Source organism: Bacillus capparidis (assembly GCF_017832095.1).
GTDB classification, from domain to species: Bacteria; Bacillota; Bacilli; order Bacillales; family Bacillaceae; genus Bacillus; species Bacillus gobiensis.
This window is the reverse complement of sequence record NZ_JAFDST010000005.1, coordinates 241907-260435: the sequence shown is the minus strand read 5'-3', so window position 1 is coordinate 260435 and position 18529 is coordinate 241907. Positions and strand designations below refer to the sequence as shown.

Genomic DNA, 18529 nt, shown 5'->3' with positions numbered 1-18529 from the left:
ACAGAGAGCGGTTTTCGTTTCTAAAATGCTCCCGAAATATCAGGAACCGTAAAATTCTGATGCGGGCTTACAATTAGCGGAGGAGCGCCATAGCACTCCCCGACAATAAAAGTTTCATTTTAAGGAAAGAAGGCTTTTTGATGAAAAACAATTCTGTTTCTGTGGCAGAAGCGAATTCTACAAAAATGTTTTACAGCTACTATTTTTTATTCTTTTTGGGCTATGGCTCCTTTTACCCGTTATTATCAGTGTATTTAAAAGAGTCATCTGGCCTTACGGGAAGTCAAATCGGACTCATACTGTCGCTTTTTCCGGTCGTCATGATTTTTATTCAGCCAATGTGGGGGATTTTCAGCGATATCACAAAGAAACCGACCGCTTTGCTGACCACCGCTTTGATCGGCACAGGCGCTTTTACAATGGTTTTTTCCTTTAGTGATTCATTTGAGTGGTTTATTGTTATATCATTTTTCCTGGCATTCTTTCAAAGTGCGATCATCCCCCTTTCCGACAGCATATCGATCAGCTATGCCCAAAAAGTGAATATCTCATATGGCTCAATCAGGCTATGGGGAGCAATAGGATTTGCTCTTGCAGTATTTATTGCTGGAAGGCTTGCGGAAATCTTTACTCTTTCTATTATTTTTTATCTCTACACATTGTTTTTATTTATTTCAGCTTTACTTGTCATCAGGCTGCCAAAAGAGACGGTACAGATGAAGGTGAATCTGAAAGAAGGAATAAAGAAATTATCAAAAATTCCGCGGTATGTGTTTTTTTTAGTATCCGCATTTCTGATGATGGGTCCGATTTTAGCGCATAATATCTTTTTCGGAATTTTTATCGATGAAATCGGCGGCACTCTTGCGGGAGTGGGAATTGCCTTTTTGTTGGCAGCTGGAAGCGAAGCACCGTTTATGAAAGTGGCCGGGGGATGGATTCAGCGTATAGGCATAGAAAATGTGTTAATCCTCTCCATTATTGTGGCAAGCATTCGATGGTTTTTTTATTTTTTTGATCCCCCGGTCTGGCTTGTTTATGCAACGGCTGTCACTCAGGGTTTTTCTGTTGGCTTATTTATTCCGGCAGCGCTTCAATATGTAAAGCAAATTGCTCCTGTTGAATTAGGGGCGACAGCAATAAGTATATATTCCGCCTTCGGAAACGGACTAGGCAACTGGTTTTGTACATTCGTAGGAGGGATAATATTAGAGAAATATTCTTCCCTGTATGTATATTTATTCTTTGGCATTTTGTCCACGCTTTCTTTATCTATCATGATTGCTGTGAAAATGGTAGGGAAAAATAAGGGCAGAGACTATTCAGCCACCCTTTCTTAGAAGGGTGGCTCCTGATTTTATTGTGTGAATAAATCTCCGGACAAATAACGCTCACCTGTATCTGCCATCATTGCAATCACAATTTGATCGGGTGAGAATTTTTGGGCTGCTTCAATCGCTGCAAAGCATGCAGCTCCTGAGGATGGTCCGACAAGTATGCCTTCTTGTTTCGCGAGCAATCTTGTGATTCGATAAGCATCCTCGTCCTTGATTTTGACGATTTCATCATAAACGTTCTGGTTCAAGATGTCTGGTATAAATCCAGGACTCGTACCGACAAGCTTATGTTTTCCTGGCTCTCCGCCTGATAATACTGGAGATCCGGCTGGCTCAACGACATGAATTGCAAGTTTGGGAAAATGATTCTTTAGCGTTTCCCCAGTACCGGTAATTGTTCCACCCGTCCCGGCAGTAGCAATGAATGCGGCTAACGGCTTTCCGATTTGCTGCTGTGCCTGAATAATTTCAAGTGCGGTGGTAGTCCGGTGTGCATCAGGATTTGCTGGATTTTCGAATTGCATCGGAATATAGCTGTTCGGAATTTTCGCGGCGATCTCTTTTGCTTTTTTTATGCTTCCCGGCATCCGTTCATCTCCGGGAGTCAATACGACTTCAGCGCCATAGGCTTTCAGAAGGTTTATGCGTTCTTTGGTCATTGTATCCGGCATGACTAAAATCGCTTTGTATCCCCTTGCCGCTGCATTCATAGCCAGTCCTATGCCGGTGTTGCCGCTTGTCGGTTCAATGATTGTGGCACCGGGCTTCAAGTCTCCGTTTTTTTCTGCTTCAATGATCATATTGTAGGCAGCCCTGTCCTTTACGCTTTTACTCGGATTAAATGCTTCGAGCTTGATGTAGACCTCCGCTGCATTTTCAGGCTGTAGTTTATTTAAGCGGATCAAAGGCGTATTGCCGATAAGGTCTGCAATATTATCATAAATGGCCACTCACGCTCCATCCCTTCACTAATCTCTTGTATTTTCCTATTATAATACCAATAAAATGGAGAAGATACTGAGGAACTGCTTATAATATTTGCTAAAATAGACTTAGAAGGAGACTTGATATGGATAACAATACCTATCATTACTTTATCGGCATCCCTTTTCCTATGCCGATGGCTGAACAAATCCACGAAAAACTGGTGCAATCACCTGCCTTTTCGTTTGGAAAATATGTGCATCCTGCCGACTATCACTTAACCTTAGTTTTTTTAGGAAAATCTGATGATGCTCAGTTACATATAGTAGCCAAAAATATTAAAGAAATAGCTGGTAAAACAGAAAGGATTCCTCTTCATTTTATGCATACAAACGTGTTTGGCGATGCCAGGCGTCCGCGTATTTTCTTTATCAGGCCAGAGCACTCGGATGCACTTATGGACTTGAGGGAGGAAGTGAAGCAAGTGGCGGAAGAAGCCGGATTCTATATCGAAAAGCGCCCATTTAAACCTCATGTAACAATTGCGAAAAAGTGGAAGCAAGAAGGGTCATATCCGGGAAACGCGGAAGCTGATCAGCTGTTTGACCTTGATATGAAAGATTTATTTGATCGAATTACGATTTTTAAAACTCATCTAAACAAGTCACCGATGTATGAATCAATTTATACTTCTGAATTGAAAGGATCGTCTTTTTAACAATGGGGCAAATTCTGAAATTGTATGATTATATCTCTAGATATGAAATGAACACCAATCAATATACGAATCAATTTATCCGCTTAAAAAAAGAAAGATGGGAGTCTTTGCAAAAAGCGTGTGAGAATGGCTTTTTTACAGAAGAGAAGGACGAATCTGAAAAAACAACGAAAGGCAATATCTTTTCTTTCAAAAGAGGAAAAAAACGTTCCGCAGCTGAGACAGATAAGAAATATGAATGGTTTCATAAAGAATTTTCTGAAGGAACCGGCCTGAATGTTGACTTGCTTACATCAGACAGAAAACGAGCTGAAGCTTTTAAAGAATATATTTATCGTTTTCAGCTGAAATGGGCCAGCTCTACGATAAGCCAGATTTCAAGCATACAGCATGAAGTCTATCTGGATAAGGAGCTGGAAATACTCGCCCAGTCCTTGCCTGATTCCTATTTCATTTTATATAAACCAGTATTAAAGGTTAGAAAAGCGGCTGTCGAATTAACGGTTGTTCTGCTGGCCCCGTTAAAAATTTACTGCGTCGTATTTTTAGAAGGACGAAATGAAAGAGAAAGTGTGTTTTTAGGATCAAAAAATCGTTTTTGGGAGGAACGGTTTCAAAACGGAACACGTAACGTTTTAAATCCTTGTGCCAGCCTTTTTCGGACAGAAAAAGTCCTCGCGAATATTTTAAATGAAAAAGCAATCGACCTGCCGATTGAGAAACTGATTATCAGCCGAACTTCTTATATTGATTATCCGGATTTGCCATTTGGGCTGAGTATAGTAGATAAGAGAAATTGGCGGGAGTGGCTGACAAAGCAGCAGAAAAATACGGCGCCGATTAAGTCAAAACAAATATCTGCGGCAAGACAGCTTCTGTACCACGGGGAATCCCGTTCACATGATAGGAAGGAATGGTTGGACTCTTAGAGCCTGAACATGAATCGAAAAATAGCATAAGCTGTTAATGGGAATGGCTGTGGAAAGAGATGCTGTTTCTTTCCTTTTGTAAAAAAATGAAGTCGATATTATTTTTTCTGCGTTTCGCACCTGCTGATTTGGGTAATGATTTTTCTAGAAGCTGTTTCTTTTTTGAACAGGACTTGCGTTAACCATAAAAAATTGCAGATGGGTGAAGGAGAGAGACCAAATGGTAAGTGTGAAAAGAGAGTTTGAAGCCTATTTGGATCAATTGGATGTTATTACGATATTAGTTCCCGAAAAGCAGAGAAACACGTATACTCCTCCGTTTTATATTGGAAAAGACCCGAATAGCCAATTAAAGGAGCTTTCTGTCGTTTCTTCGGAATCGATTGGAACCCATGTGAAATATATTGTAAAAGTCGGTGCCCCGCTAACACTCGGAGCAACTTACTATCTGTTTTCTTCATCAAAGCAGCGGACCGATTTGCAAACGGGAGCAGTCATACGAACGAAAGAATTTGACGAAGCTTATTATTATGAAGAAAAGCTTGGCTGTATCTACCACGCATCAAAATCAATCTTCAGGCTTTGGGCTCCAACTGCTACCGCTTCAAAAGTAAGATTGAAAAACACAGCAACTGAAGAAGAATTTATTTTTCCAATGATCAGGAAGGATCGTGGTGTTTTTGAGGCAGTCGTGAGCAGAAACATCGAGGGCTGGGAATATCTTTACGAGGTTTGCGTGAATCTTCAGTGGAACCTGACTGTGGATCCTTATGCTGAAGCAGTAACCGCAAACGGAAAAGAGGGAATTGTGATCGATCCGCAAAAAACGGCAGTCACAAGGCACAATCCTGTAATCCTGAAACACCCTACTGATGCGATTATTTATGAAACTCATATTCGGGATTTTTCCATACATCCTAATAGCGGGATATCGAACAATGGTAAATATTTAGCTTTTACTGAGTACGAAACGACCAACAATGAAGGGTATTCTACCGGTGTCGCATACGTAAAAGAAATTGGTGTGACCCATATTGAATTGCTTCCATTTAATGATTTTGGCGGCGTGGATGAAAACAATCCATCTGAATCATACAATTGGGGATACAATCCAATTCATTTTAATGCGCCGGAAGGAAGCTATGCAACGAATCCCGAAGATCCTTACAACAGAATCATTGAATTAAAAAAAGCTATACAGGCTCTCCATAAAAAAGGATTAGGCGTCATCATGGATGTCGTTTACAATCACGTCTACGATCATCTGAAATCTCCCTTTGAGCTTACGGTGCCTGGATATTATTTCAGGTATGACGAAAACGGCACGCCTTCAAACGGAACGGGAGTAGGAAATGATATCGCTTCCGAAAGGCTGATGGCAAGAAGGTACATCATTGACTCAATTGAACATTGGGTAAAGGAATACGATGTGGACGGATTAAGGTTTGACCTTATGGGGATATTGGATATAGAAACGATGATGCAGATCAAAAAAAGATTGAATGAAGTCAAACCGGGCATGTTAATTTTCGGAGAAGGTTGGAATTTGGCAACGCCGCTCGCAGATCATGAGAAAGCGATTATTACGAATTCACATAAGCTTGAGGGGATCGGATTTTTCAACGATAAATTTCGAGACTCGGTAAAAGGGAGTACATTTTCCTTGCAGGATCGGGGATTTGCCTTAGGCAATAGCAGAAAAATTGATCCTTTGAAGCAAGAGATTGCAGGGAAGGGCATCCCGTCAACACAATCTGTTAATTATGTAGAATCGCATGATAATCATACATTTTGGGATAAAATGGCGAAAGCGTGTTCCGAAGAGAACGATCAAACGAAGAGGCTTAGACAGCGGTTAGCTCTCTCAATCGTTTTATTATCACCGGGCATTCCGTTTATTCATAGCGGCCAGGAGTTTTACCGTACAAAATTCGGACATGAAAACAGTTATTGTGCTGGTGATGGTGTCAATCAAATCGATTGGGACAAAAGGGCGGCATTCCATGAGGATATCAGTTACTTTAAGAAAATGGCAGCATTAAGGAAGCAGCATCCCGCCTTCAGGTTTCACTCTTCATTAGAGTCCAATCACCTTGAGTTTTTTGGAGAAAATACACCAGGTCTAATTGCTTACAGGCTTCATTCTCTTGAAACAATTGATGAGTGGAAAGAGATCATTGTCATTCACCACAATCAAAGGGAAAGGGAAATAGTCTCCTTGCCTTCAAACAAGCGGTATACGCTCGTCTGTGACCCTTACTCATTCGATTTGGGAGAGACTACAGTTACCCATTCATTGGAAATTAGCGAAATTGGTACTTATGTCCTTTATCATACGTAGGAATTTTCTTGTTTTACTTGACGAAGCTCTGTAGATAGAGATAATATTTATATGACGGCTATTGCTTAGCACAAAGACTCATCAATAGCTGTCTTTTTTATTTTATTAAAGATTTTGTATAATAAGAGTCCATGCTTCTTGGGTCACTAAAATAATTCAGAAATGATGGGTTGAAAATTGATATGAACTGGTTGGGACAATTACTTGGTAGCGAGTGGGAGCTTTTCCCTGCTGGAGGTGCTACAGGAGATGCTTTTTTAGCAAAACATAACGGACAAAAACTTTTCTTAAAGCGCAACAGCTCACCATTTTTAGCTGTTTTGTCTGCTGAAGGAATTGTACCTAAGCTGGTTTGGACAAAGCGAATGGAAAATGGTGATGTCATAACAGCCCAACATTGGCTGAGCGGAAGAGAACTCAAGCCAAAAGATATGGAAGGAAAACAGGTTGCAGAGCTGCTTAAAAAAATTCATAGTTCCAAAGAGCTGGTGGATATGCTGAAAAGGCTCGGGAAAAATCCGCTGACTCCAGATGCAGTCGTTGAGCAGCTAAAGTATAACTTTACATATTTGCGATACAGCCATCCGCTTCTTGAGCGTGCCCTCCGTTATCTAGAGGGACATATTGAACAAATCCGGCATAGCGAAAAGGTAGTTTGCCATTCAGATTTGAACCATAATAATTGGCTTTTGGCAGATAATGATCAGCTTTATCTGATCGATTGGGACGGAGCAGTGATAGCTGATCCTGCCATCGATCTCGGTCCTTTGCTTTATCACTATATTGCGGAATCTGAGTGGCGAAACTGGTTGTTACAATACGGCGTTGAATTAACAAGCGTACTGCGTTTACGTATGTTATGGTATGTTCTTGCAGATACGCTTTCAAATTTATTCTGGGCTGTATCTAAAGAGAATGAAAATGAATTGCATCAAACCTTGAAAAAAGTGGAAACATTGCTAATAAAGCTCGAGAGTCAGGAGTAGGAATCTATTTCTTTAATCCAATGGGTCAGGTTTTCTTGATGCTCGGAAATATGGCCGTCCATAGAAGCTGCAGATATTCCGGATTGGCTGTACCTGTAGATGTCTCCAAGTATGCTTTTCATGTTTGTATCAAGTTCGGTGTTAACCATTAGAGACTTAATAATTCGTTCCAGCTGTTCGTATTCAGCTGTTGTACCGCAGCAATCTGATAGATGGGCAGCTAATATGTCTTTCAGCAAATGAACTTGATCAAAATAATTCAATCCCATGCTTTCACTTCCCTTCGTTTTCATAAACTTAAACTGTTCTTTTCAAGCGTTATTTATTCATTAGTTCGGTTCCTAAAAAAGGAGCCTATTTATTTTGTTTCTGTGTAAAACTGACCACATTAAGGAAGAATTACATTCAGGGGTGTTTTGATATGAGAATGCGCAATAAGCCATGGGCGGATGATTTTTTAAGAGAAAATTCCGATGTGGTTATTTCTGATCCAGAAACGCTCAATGGGCAATGGGAAAATGTTTTTACTGCAAATCAACCTTTGCACATCGAAGTGGGGACCGGAAAAGGCCAATTTATTACGGGAATGGCAAAACAAAATCAAGATATCAATTATATTGGGATCGAGTTGGCAAAAAGTGTGATCGTAACTGCAGCAAAAAAGATACAGGATATGGGGCTGCAAAATGTTAAAATGATCAACATGAACGCTGATTCACTTACTGATATTTTTGAAGAAGGCGAAGTGGATCGAATCTACTTGAATTTTTCAGATCCTTGGCCGAAAAAACGTCACGAGAAACGCCGTTTGACCCATTCTTACTTTTTAAAGCAATATGAAAAAATACTTGGCGGAAAAGGAGCAATCCATTTTAAAACGGATAACCAAGGGCTTTTTGAATACTCCTTGAAAAGCTTTTCTGAATACGGATTACTTCTGACCGACGTCAGTCTCGATTTGCATAACAGTGGAATAGAAGGAAACATAATGACAGAATACGAAGAAAAATTTTCTTCGAAAGGGCAACGGATTTACCGTGCAGAAGTGGAATGGAGATCGTAATAAAAGCATACGTTACAAAATTTTTTTCAGGCAGGAGCTCCGATCGGCTTCTGCCTGTAATGTTATGGAGAGCCTGAATGAAATGAAAGGCGGGGGTTATTTTGGAACAATTAAAAATTGGATCGATCACACTTACCTGGCTTGACGGAGGCGTCACCCATATGGATGGAGGAGCGATGTTTGGTGTTGTGCCAAAGCCTCTTTGGTCAAAAAAGTATCCGGTTAATGAGCTGAATCAAGTGGAACTGCGAACGGATCCGATACTTGTTCAGAAAAACGAAATCAATCTGCTCATTGATTCGGGAATCGGCAAGGGGAGATTATCTGCAAAACAGATAAGAAACTACGGAGTGACCGAGGAGTCAAATCTCGAAGCATCCTTAAAAGAGATAGGTTTAAGGCCCTGTGATATTCAATACGTATTAATGACTCATATGCATTTTGATCACGCATGCGGTCTCAGCAGTTATGAAGGTGACAAGCTCGTTAGTATGTTTCCAAAGGCGGAAATTTGGACATCTCAGACGGAATGGGAGGAAATGAAACAGCCGAATATCCGTTCTCGAAATACATACTGGAAAGAGAATTGGGAGCCTGTTGAAAATCAAGTCAAAACTTATAGCAAAAAGAAAGAAATCATCAAAGGCATTACTATGCTGCATACAGGCGGCCACAGTGACGGGCACAGCATCATTGTGCTGGAGGATGGCGGAGAAACAGCAGTGCATTTTGCGGATCTTATGCCAACACTTGCTCATAAAAATCCTTTATGGGTCCTTGCTTATGATGACTATCCGATGACTTCGATTTCCGAAAAACAAAGATGGCAGAAGTTCTCTGAAGAGAAAGAAGCGTGGCTGACGTTTTACCACGATGCGTATTACCGTGCCGTTAAATGGGACAGAAACCAGGGAATTTCTGATTCCGTCATTCGGGAAAAAACAAAGCATAAGGAATAAAACTAGTGGGGAATCCTTGCTTCCCCACTAGTTATTCTGCATGTGCTTTTTAAGCGACCGAATCAATAATTTCTACGATCATGCCGGTTTTCGCATGAATCATAACCTCATACTGCTCAAGTTCCCCAAATGCAGAGCGAGTGATCCCGGTTTTATAAACAGGAACAGTTTCGCCATTAATGACGTACGGCTCGGGAACTGAGTATATCCAGGATCCATCAATCGGTCCTCTTTGTTTAAATGCTGATTTGACAATGTGAAGCGCTTTTTCAGAAGAAATATAAGAATTATCTGCGTACTGCTTAACGATAAAAGCAGCAGCCAAGCTTAGGCCGGCACCTAAAAGAATATGGCGTAATTTCATTAGGCTGCACCTCCAATTTCATATTGTTTTTATTATAACGGACAAGATTGGCAATGTTAAGAGAAGGCCTCTTTTGGCTAGAATCTTTTTGCTTCGTTCTGTAAAATAAGGGTTATACATAAGGGAAATGAGGGAAAACAATGAATCAGGAAACGATTGAGCTCTTTCAAACGCTGACGCAATTGCCTGGAGCTTCTGGAAATGAGCATCAGGTTCGGGCGTTTATGAAAACAGAGCTTGAAAAATATTCAGATGAGTTGATCCAGGACAGGCTGGGAAGTATTTTTGGGGTAAAAAAAGGTCCTGAAGGCTCTCCTAAGGTGATGGTTGCCGGACACATGGATGAAGTCGGGTTTATGGTAACATCCATTACAGAAAACGGTATGCTTCGCTTTCAAACGCTGGGCGGCTGGTGGAGCCAGGTCTTGCTAGCTCAACGAGTGACTATATATACGGAAAACGGGCCGGTTCCCGGAGTCATCGGAAGCATTCCTCCCCATCTTTTAAGTGAAGAACAGCGAAACCGTCCGATGCAAATAAAGAATATGCTAATTGATATCGGTGCAGACGATAAAGCAGATGCTGAAAAACTTGGAATTAAACCCGGCCAGCAGGTAGTTCCAGTGTGTCCTTTTACCGTTATGGCAAATCCGAAAAAAATCATGTCAAAGGCATGGGATAATCGGTACGGATGCGGACTAAGCATTGAACTGTTAAAAGAGCTTCAAGGCGAAGATTTGCCCAATACTATATTTTCCGGCGCCACCGTACAAGAAGAGGTAGGTTTAAGAGGAGCGCAGACTGCCGCAAGCCTTATTCAGCCTGATTTGTTTTTTGCGGTAGATGCCAGTCCAGCCAATGATATGGGCGGAGATAAAAAAGAATTCGGACAGCTTGGAAAGGGTACCTTGCTTCGAATCTTTGATAGGACGATGGTGACACATCGAGGAATGCGGGAATTTGTTTTAGATACCGCAGAATCAAACCAGATTCCGTATCAATATTTTGTTTCACCCGGAGGCACTGATGCCGGCCGAGTCCATATCGCTAACACCGGAGTTCCATCCGCCGTTATCGGAATTTGCTCAAGATACGTCCATACTAATTCTTCGATTATCCACATTGACGATTATGCAGCAGCGAAGGAACTACTCGTAAAGCTTGTGCGGGCCGCAGATAAAACAACGTTTGAAACCATTATAGAAAGCGTATAATGAGTATATAAAAGATCCGCCTGTCCCGAGGATCTTTTTTGCATTTTGTTGGTCTTACCACGGATACTTTGATATGATCCGTGTATATGAAGATGGGAAGATAGGTGCCCAATTAGTAACGGAGGGAATCAAATGAAAAATATCGAAACACAAGAAGAGCTGGAGCAAGTCATCCAAGAGGAAAACACGCTGTTGATGTTTTCAGCGGATTGGTGTCCGGACTGCCGTATCATCGAACCGATTTTGCCTGCTGTTGAAGCGGATTTTCCTGAATTTACACTGTACCACGTGGATCGTGACAAATTTATAGATACGTGTGCTGAATGGAATGTTTTTGGCATTCCAAGCTTTCTTGTCTTTAATGAGGGGAAAGAGGTCAATCGTTTTGTCAGCAAAGACAGAAAGACGCAAGCGGAAATCGAGCAATTTTTAACGGAGTCCCTCGCCAAACTATAGAAGGGAGCTGTTTTACTTATGAAAATGACCTCAGTAAAGCTCAGCAGATTACTAAAAGAGCGGCTGCAAAGTGAAAACCTGTCCTTTCATTTTGACAGGGATAAAGATACACTTCGTGTGGAAGATACACTATCCGGCAAAGGCATTACGTTAGATCTGCCCCCTATAATTGCAAAATGGGAACAAAAGAAGGAGCAGGCCATTGAAGAAGTCTTGTATTATGTGAGAGAAGCCCTGAGTGCGATGAAAGGGGAAGGCCAAGAAATAACCGGTAAGGAAAGCAAAGTATTTCCGGTTATCCGTTCCACTTCATTTCCCACCCAATCAAGCAAAGGCGTTCCACTCGTTTTTGATGAGCATACAGCGGAAACAAGAGTCTATTTTGCCCTGGACCTTGGAAACTCTTATCGTCTGATCGACGAACAAATGCTGACAAAGGAAGGCTGGACAAAAAATAGGATCAGAGAAACCGCAGCATTTAACCTTCGTTCCTTGCCAACGGTTGTCAAGGAAGATACGGTTGCCGGAAATACGTTTTATTTTTTCAGAGCCAATGACGGATATGACGCGAGCAGGATTTTAAATGAAGCGATTATCAATGAGTATGAAAAGAAAATAGAAGGTGAGTTTGCTCTATCTGTCCCTCATCAGGATGTACTTATCCTTGCTGATGTTAAAAATGAAGCCGGATATGACATTCTCGGACAAATGTCTATGAGCTTTTTTGCTAGCGGCACTGTGCCGATTACCGCCTTATCATTTTTATATCAAGATGGTAAACTGGAACCTGTTTTCATCATGGCGAAAAGCAAACCTCAAAACAAGTAAAAAGGAGACGTATTATGAATGCATTTTATAATTTGGAGGGTATTGGCGACACGTTGCTAATAACAATCCAAAATGTTGATTCTCCTGATCGACTAATCGAAAGAAACGGCGATGTTGTCAAAATCATTGATCCATCTACAAAGGAAATCGTAGGATATAATATTTTTAATGTTTCATCGTATATGAAAATAACTGATAGAGGACCTGTTCCTCTTTCTGAAACCTTTGTGCAGGATATCAATGAAATTTTCAGCAGGAATCATGTGAAAGACCAGCTTGAACCGGATCTTTCTTCCAAATTTGTCGTAGGGTACATTCTTTCCAAGGAAAAGCACCCGAACGCGGATAAATTAAGCGTCTGTAACGTTGACGTAGGGGATGAAACGCTGCAAATTGTTTGCGGTGCCCCAAATGTCAGCCAAGGTCAAAAGGTAGTCGTTGCTAAGACAGGTGCAGTTATGCCAAATGGTATGGTAATTAAAGATGCTGAGCTTAGAGGGATACCTTCAAGCGGCATGATTTGCTCTGCCAAAGAACTTCAGCTTCCTGATGCTCCGCAAGAAAAGGGAATTCTGGTGCTCAGTGACGAATTTGAGGCCGGAGATGAATTTATGCTGATCGAATCAAGCGGAACCTCCCAAAAAATTTAAGATAAAACCGAATCATTTATAATATAAAGTCATTAAGCATATGTTTAATGGCTTTTTTTCTGTATATCGAACAGACTATTTAAGCTTTCACAGACTTCAAGTTCAGTGGTATACTAAATATCGCCCAAAAAAATCAAGGGAAACAAAGAGAGTGATAGATAGTGAGCTGGTTAACAAAAATATTCAGCCTCGGATCAGGCCAAACCGAGAATTATGAAGAACAACCTTTTGAACATGAGCCGTATGATCGAAAGGAAGAATACGAAGATAAATTAGAGACCGGTCTGCACGATCGATTTCCTAATCAAGGGAAATTTCGTTTTCCTCTGATTAAAGATGACGAAGAGCCGGCTGAACAAGCAGAGCCGACTCAATACAACCCTAAAAATCAATCGAAAGAAACTATAAGCCAACACTCTGCCAATGAAAAAAAGGCATTTAAACCAACGGTTATTCCTTCTCCGATTTACGGATTTAAGCAAAGACAAGAAACACCTATTAAGGATTTTTACCGAACAAGCTTGTCTAAAGAAGAAGAGAGGGATCCGTTGGCCGGAAAGAACTCAAATAGAGACCGGACTTCAGAGAAAAGCGGCCTTGGGCTTTCCTTTGAAGTAGATTCATCTCATGAAGACATTATAGAGACGGAAGAAGCTTTACAGCAGAATGCAGAAAAAGAAGAGCCCACCTTTCCGTTTGTCGAAGCAGAACAATCGGAAGAGGAGTCTCGCCCCCGCACTGAGGTCACTGAAAAGAAAGATGACGAAACCGAGAAACCGCTTCTTATTACGGAAGCATCTGAATCCGCTTTAGATGGTGAACCAGTGGCAGTTAACGATTCAAACAGAGACCGGACTTCAGAGAAAAGAGACCTTGGCCTTTCTTTTGAAGTAGAATCATCTCAAGAAGACAATATAGAGACGGAAGAATCTTTGCAACAGAATGCAGAAAGACAAGAGCCTGCCTTTCCGTTTGTCGAAGCAGAACAATCGGTGGAAGAGCCTGCCCCTCATTTTGAGGTCACTGAAAAGAAAGAAGACCAAGATGAGAAACCGGTTCTAATAAATGAAGAATCCGCATCTGCTATAGATGGTGAGCCGAAAGCTCCCGATACAAAAATCGTCAAGAATACGGATCGGGAATCTCCGACGGTGGTGCAGTCGAAACAAACGCCTATCACCGCATCAGGTCAAAAGAAAGAGGAATCAAGCAATCCGTTTAATGTACTTATGCTTGCTTCCGATAAAAGGAAAGGCGCAGGAGGAAGCGGTTATAAATTTCCTGAATTGTCATTACTTGACGTTCCGGCCGCTCAAAGAGCAGATAATCATAACTGGGTGAATGAACAAAAAGAACTCTTAAATCGAACGTTGAAGAACTTTCATGTGAATGCAACTGTCGTTCGTGTCACTCAAGGTCCGACCGTAACGAGATATGAGGTTCATCCGGAACCGGGAGTAAAAGTAAACAAAATTACCAATCTGGCAGATGACATTAAACTTAGCTTGTCTGCAAGAGACATTCGAATCGAAGCCCCTATTCCAGGCAAAAACACAATTGGAATAGAGGTTCCGAATAAAGAAAGCAAAATGGTCTACATAAGGGAAATGATCAGGAGCAAGGAATTCAGAACGAATGATTCCCCTTTAATAGCGGCTCTTGGAATGGATATTGCGGGAACGCCTGTAGTACTCGATTTAAAAAAAATGCCGCACGGGCTTATTGCAGGCTCTACAGGCTCAGGAAAAAGTGTCTGTCTGAACACAATTTTGGTTAGTTTGCTGTATAAATCAGAGCCGAGTGAGGTAAAACTGCTGTTAATTGATCCAAAAATGGTTGAGCTTGCTCCATATCATGAGATCCCGCACCTTGTCAGCCCGGTCATCACTGACCCGAAAGCTGCGACCGCCGCGTTAAAATGGGTGGTCGAGGAAATGGAGCGGCGTTATCAGCTGTTTGCCCATTCAGGCGTTCGCGATCTGACAAAATTCAATCAAAAAGTCCAGACTGAGCAAATGGGGGAAAAGCTTCCTTACCTTGTTGTTGTCATTGATGAGCTGGCCGATTTAATGATGGTTGCGCCCGGTGATGTAGAGGAGAGCATCTGCAGAATCGCACAAAAGGCAAGAGCCTGTGGTATTCATCTTCTAATCGCTACCCAAAGGCCATCTGTCGATGTGATTACAGGTCTTATCAAAGCGAATATTTCTACGAGGATCGCCTTTTCAGTATCCAGCCAAGTCGATTCTAGGACGATCATCGATGTGGCCGGTGCAGAAAAACTTCTTGGAAAAGGAGATATGTTGTTTCTTGAAAACGGATCTGGCAAGCCTGTCCGGCTGCAAGGGAATTTTGTATCAGACGGCGAGATTGAAAGGGCAGTCAGCCATGTGAGAAAGCAAATGAAGCCATCATATCTTTTTGAACAGGAAGAATTAATGAGCCAAACAGGTGCTTTGGAAGAAGAGGATGAACTGTTTTTAGAAGCCTGCCATTTCGCGTTGGAGCAAGGACATGCCAGTACATCGAGCCTTCAAAGACGCTTTCGCGTTGGATACAACAGAGCTGCCCGTCTGATTGATATGATGGAGCGTGAAGGATTTATTTCTTCGGCCAATGGAAGTAAGCCAAGAGACCTGTTAATTACTAAAACTGATTTCACGCAGTGGGTGGAAAATCAATAGGACGACTGTGAACTTATTGCTAAACGTGTTATGATAGTAGATAGTGCATTTTAAAATATGCTCTTTAAGGGAAAATGTCTTCTCTTTTAATAAGAGTGATATAAACGATAAAACATTTAACTGTGCTCAGCATTTAACCTGTGCCGGTTGCAAATCGAAGTAAACGTCATATACTGAAAATCAGATAGACGTTTGTTGGAGGTACAATTATGACTGTTTATCATTTTGTTGGAATTAAAGGGACAGGTATGAGTGCACTTGCCCAAATTCTTCACGATACCGGAAAGAGGGTCCAAGGATCGGATATTGATAAAAGGCTTTTTACACAGCTAGCGTTAGAAGAAAGAAATATTCCCATTTTGTCATTTGATCCTGAAAATATAGAACCAGGAATGATTGTCATTGCCGGAAACGCATTTCCAGACACGCATCCTGAAATTGAAAAGGCGCAGAAGGATGGAAATCAGGTCATTCGATATCATAAATTTTTAGGCGATTATATGAAGAGCTTTACAAGTGTTGCGGTTACTGGTGCTCATGGAAAAACTTCAACAACAGGGCTGCTTGCTCATGTGATACAAACAGCAAAGCCCGCTTCCTACTTAATCGGGGATGGTACGGGAAAGGGAAGTAAAGATAGTGAGTACTTTGTGTTTGAGGCTTGTGAATACCGGAGACACTTTTTGAGCTATCAGCCTGACTATGCGATTATGACGAATATTGATTTCGATCATCCCGACTATTTCTCAAGCGTAGAGGATGTTTTCGACGCATTTCAAAACATGGCTCTACAAGTAAACAAAGCGATTATAGCTTGCGGAGATGACGATTACCTTCCGAGAATACAAGCTAATGTTCCAGTCGTTTATTACGGACTCGGCGAAGAAAATGATTTTCAAGCACGGAATGTGATTAAAAACACACTGGGCACTACATTTGATGTCTTTGTACGCAACTCATATTATGATACATTTTACATCCCGGCATACGGGACTCACAATGTTTTGAACGCATTAGCGGTGATTGCCCTTTGCCATTATGAATCTGTCAATGTTCAGCTTATTAAAGACTCTCTCAGCACGTTTGGCGGAGTGAAAAGAAGGTTTAATGAAAAAATCGTCGGGAACCAAGTATTAATTGATGATTACGCGCATCACCCGACAGAAATTAACGTAACAATCGAAGCTGCTAGACAAAAATATCCGGATCGGGAAGTTGTTGCTGTGTTCCAGCCGCATACATTTACGAGAACGCAGTCATTTTTGAATGAATTCGCAATTAGCCTTCAAAAAGCGGACTCCGTATATTTATGTGATATTTTTGGATCTGCCAGGGAAAATAACGGAAAACTGTCTATATTAGATCTCCAGAAAAAAATTGACAATGCCCAGCTGATTAATGAGGAGGATACCTCAGCCCTGAAAGCCCATGATCATAGTGTCATTCTTTTTATGGGTGCTGGTGATGTACAAAAATATCTTAGAGCCTATGAAAACGTTGTTCCGTTATCATAATCAGGTATAATTAAAAATCTTGTCTTCCGAAGGAGGCAAGATTTTTTTATTCTGAAAACTGCTTTTTTCCCGGTAGACATTTATAGTAGAATGGTTAGTATAGCTCTCTTTCATACTTAGATGTTTAATGTTTAATTATTTAGGGTATTAGACACACTAACGGTAGTAGAGGAGGTAAGAAATGATTAATATTCTATATTTTAGCGCAGCGTTAATAGCAATCGCCTTTTTTATTTTAGTTATTTATTTAGCTAAAACATTAAACTCATTACAGGCAACTCTGACAAAGGTGGCATCAACCGTTGAAGGCATTGAGGGGCAACTGAAAGGCATAACGTCTGAAACTACTGAACTTTTACATAAGACGAATCAGCTTGCAGAAGATGTTCAAGCGAAATCTGAAAAGCTCAATACAGTTGTACATGCTATTCAAGATGTAGGTACTTCAGTTCATCAATTTAATAATTCAATTAAAAAGGTGTCTACTTCTGTTTCTGCCACCATGGAACAAAATCAAGATAAAATTTCCCAAGTAGTTAACTGGAGTGGAGCTATCGTGCAAATTTGGGAAAAACTAAAAAACAAAAAAGCACGACAAATCCAATAAAGCATTTTCAAATTCAAAGGAGGAAAAATAATGAGCAAAGAAGGAATGAACAGCAAAGATTTTTTACTTGGAACAATTATCGGGGGGATTGTCGGAGCAACGACAGCTCTATTTCTTGCACCTAAATCAGGGAGAGAGCTAAGAGATGACTTTGGCGCCCAAGCTTCAGTTGTGAAGGAAAAAACAGACAAACTTACAAGCGAGGCAAGAGAAAAAGGCGTTGAGTATGTAAGCATTGCAAAAGACAAAACTTCAACAATTTCTCAATTGGTTTCTGATCAATCAACACAACTGATGGACAAAGTAAAGGATTTAAAAAACCGCACAAAAGAACAGCCTCAAAATGAAACAAACGATATTAACAATGTTCAATCTAATGAAACCGTTCAGCCAGTCGAAGAGGCAAAAAATAAATTGGCAGAAGAAGCAAACGAGGCGAAAAAAGAGGCTTAACTGGTAACACGGTAACTCTATAAAGAAATCTCCAGGAGGTTATGATGACGAAGCAGCATATCCAATCAATCGAAGAATTTGATGCGTTAATTGAACAAGATAAGCCATTTGTTTTCTTTAAGCACAGTCTGACATGCCCGATCAGCAAAAATGCCTTTGTGGAATATGAAGCATTTACCAAACAGAACGAGAACGTTCAGAGCTATTATTTACATGTTCAAACGGATCGTGAGCTGTCCAATTATATTGCTGAAAAAACCGGCATAAGGCATGAAAGCCCGCAGGCTCTTGTCTTCGATAATGGAAGCGTAAAGTGGCATGCCTCCCATTCAAAAATTACAGCAGATTCTTTAATGAAAAACTTATAACGTAGTATACCCCGGACAGTAAATGTCCGGGGTACGTTATTAAAAAAATATTTTATCGTGTAATGCCTGTTATATTAGGTTTTTTCACTTTATCACTTAAAAGCGTTTTAGTAATAAAGAAATAGTTAGTGACA

The 18529-nt window shown here is 40.9% G+C and carries 19 protein-coding genes; 16 read left to right on the top strand and 3 right to left on the bottom strand.

Features of this window, described 5'->3' with window-relative positions; genetic code table 11:
- The first annotated feature begins 140 nt into the window (after positions 1–140).
- On the top strand, positions 141–1340 hold the full coding sequence (locus tag JOC74_RS18835; RefSeq protein WP_225970356.1) for an MFS transporter: 1200 nt from the start codon (positions 141–143) through the stop codon (positions 1338–1340).
- 17 nt (positions 1341–1357) lie between these two features.
- Here JOC74_RS18835 and cysK read toward each other — a convergent pair whose 3' ends face one another.
- Positions 1358–2287, bottom strand: a complete 930-nt coding sequence (gene cysK, locus JOC74_RS18830) for a cysteine synthase A (protein ID WP_053603840.1) — start codon at positions 2285–2287, stop codon at positions 1358–1360.
- Positions 2288–2406: 119 nt separating this feature from the next.
- Between cysK and thpR the strand changes: the two genes are divergently transcribed.
- The 4 genes from thpR to JOC74_RS18810 all read left to right on the top strand — a co-directional run bounded on the left by thpR (position 2407) and on the right by JOC74_RS18810 (position 7235).
- Entirely contained in the window at positions 2407–2979 is a 573-nt protein-coding gene (thpR, locus tag JOC74_RS18825) for an RNA 2',3'-cyclic phosphodiesterase (protein ID WP_053603839.1), read from the top strand.
- Between the two features lie 2 nt (positions 2980–2981).
- The gene (locus JOC74_RS18820; protein ID WP_211086252.1) at positions 2982–3908 is read left to right on the top strand and encodes a hypothetical protein; all 927 of its coding nucleotides are present in this window, start codon (positions 2982–2984) and stop codon (positions 3906–3908) included.
- A gap of 220 nt (positions 3909–4128) precedes the next feature.
- Positions 4129–6249, top strand: a complete 2121-nt coding sequence (gene pulA, locus JOC74_RS18815; protein WP_053603837.1) for a type I pullulanase — start codon at positions 4129–4131, stop codon at positions 6247–6249.
- 182 nt (positions 6250–6431) lie between these two features.
- Positions 6432–7235 carry a phosphotransferase family protein gene (locus JOC74_RS18810; RefSeq protein WP_053603836.1) on the top strand — a complete coding sequence of 268 codons (804 nt, stop codon included), beginning with the start codon at positions 6432–6434 and terminating at the stop codon, positions 7233–7235.
- Here the strand turns inward: JOC74_RS18810 and JOC74_RS18805 are convergent.
- Positions 7226–7504, bottom strand: coding sequence for a YtzH-like family protein (locus tag JOC74_RS18805; RefSeq protein WP_053603835.1), 279 nt, complete (start codon positions 7502–7504; stop codon positions 7226–7228). The two genes, JOC74_RS18810 and JOC74_RS18805, sit on opposite strands and share 10 nt — an antisense overlap.
- Before the next feature lie 152 nt (positions 7505–7656).
- On the opposite strand from JOC74_RS18805, the gene trmB reads away from it, so the two are divergent.
- Entirely contained in the window at positions 7657–8298 is a 642-nt protein-coding gene (gene trmB / locus JOC74_RS18800) for a tRNA (guanosine(46)-N7)-methyltransferase TrmB (protein WP_053603834.1), read from the top strand.
- 101 nt (positions 8299–8399) lie between these two features.
- Entirely contained in the window at positions 8400–9257 is an 858-nt protein-coding gene (locus JOC74_RS18795; RefSeq protein ID WP_053603833.1) for a YtnP family quorum-quenching lactonase, read from the top strand.
- 49 nt (positions 9258–9306) lie between these two features.
- Here JOC74_RS18795 and JOC74_RS18790 read toward each other — a convergent pair whose 3' ends face one another.
- Positions 9307–9621 (bottom strand): PepSY domain-containing protein, encoded by a 315-nt coding sequence (locus tag JOC74_RS18790; RefSeq protein WP_053603832.1) that lies wholly within the window; start codon positions 9619–9621, stop codon positions 9307–9309.
- A gap of 140 nt (positions 9622–9761) precedes the next feature.
- Between JOC74_RS18790 and JOC74_RS18785 the strand changes: the two genes are divergently transcribed.
- From JOC74_RS18785 to ytxJ, 9 genes are all read left to right on the top strand, one after another.
- Positions 9762–10835 (top strand): M42 family metallopeptidase, encoded by a 1074-nt coding sequence (locus tag JOC74_RS18785; protein WP_053603831.1) that lies wholly within the window; start codon positions 9762–9764, stop codon positions 10833–10835.
- Between the two features lie 132 nt (positions 10836–10967).
- On the top strand, positions 10968–11291 hold the full coding sequence (locus JOC74_RS18780; RefSeq protein ID WP_053603830.1) for a thioredoxin family protein: 324 nt from the start codon (positions 10968–10970) through the stop codon (positions 11289–11291).
- Positions 11292–11309: 18 nt separating this feature from the next.
- Positions 11310–12119, top strand: coding sequence for a DUF1444 domain-containing protein (locus JOC74_RS18775; RefSeq protein ID WP_053603829.1), 810 nt, complete (start codon positions 11310–11312; stop codon positions 12117–12119).
- A gap of 14 nt (positions 12120–12133) precedes the next feature.
- Positions 12134–12769, top strand: a complete 636-nt coding sequence (ytpR, locus tag JOC74_RS18770; protein WP_053603828.1) for a YtpR family tRNA-binding protein — start codon at positions 12134–12136, stop codon at positions 12767–12769.
- Between the two features lie 161 nt (positions 12770–12930).
- Entirely contained in the window at positions 12931–15453 is a 2523-nt protein-coding gene (locus JOC74_RS18765) for a DNA translocase FtsK (RefSeq protein ID WP_053603827.1), read from the top strand.
- A gap of 209 nt (positions 15454–15662) precedes the next feature.
- The gene (gene murC / locus JOC74_RS18760; protein ID WP_053603826.1) at positions 15663–16967 is read left to right on the top strand and encodes a UDP-N-acetylmuramate--L-alanine ligase; all 1305 of its coding nucleotides are present in this window, start codon (positions 15663–15665) and stop codon (positions 16965–16967) included.
- Positions 16968–17148: 181 nt separating this feature from the next.
- Positions 17149–17574 (top strand): DUF948 domain-containing protein, encoded by a 426-nt coding sequence (locus JOC74_RS18755; protein WP_053603825.1) that lies wholly within the window; start codon positions 17149–17151, stop codon positions 17572–17574.
- A gap of 30 nt (positions 17575–17604) precedes the next feature.
- Complete coding sequence (locus tag JOC74_RS18750; protein ID WP_053603824.1) at positions 17605–18027, top strand: YtxH domain-containing protein; 423 nt, start codon at positions 17605–17607, stop codon at positions 18025–18027.
- A gap of 44 nt (positions 18028–18071) precedes the next feature.
- A complete protein-coding gene (ytxJ, locus tag JOC74_RS18745; RefSeq protein ID WP_053603823.1) occupies positions 18072–18395 on the top strand; it encodes a bacillithiol system redox-active protein YtxJ in 324 nt (107 codons plus the stop codon).
- Positions 18396–18529 lie beyond the last annotated feature (134 nt).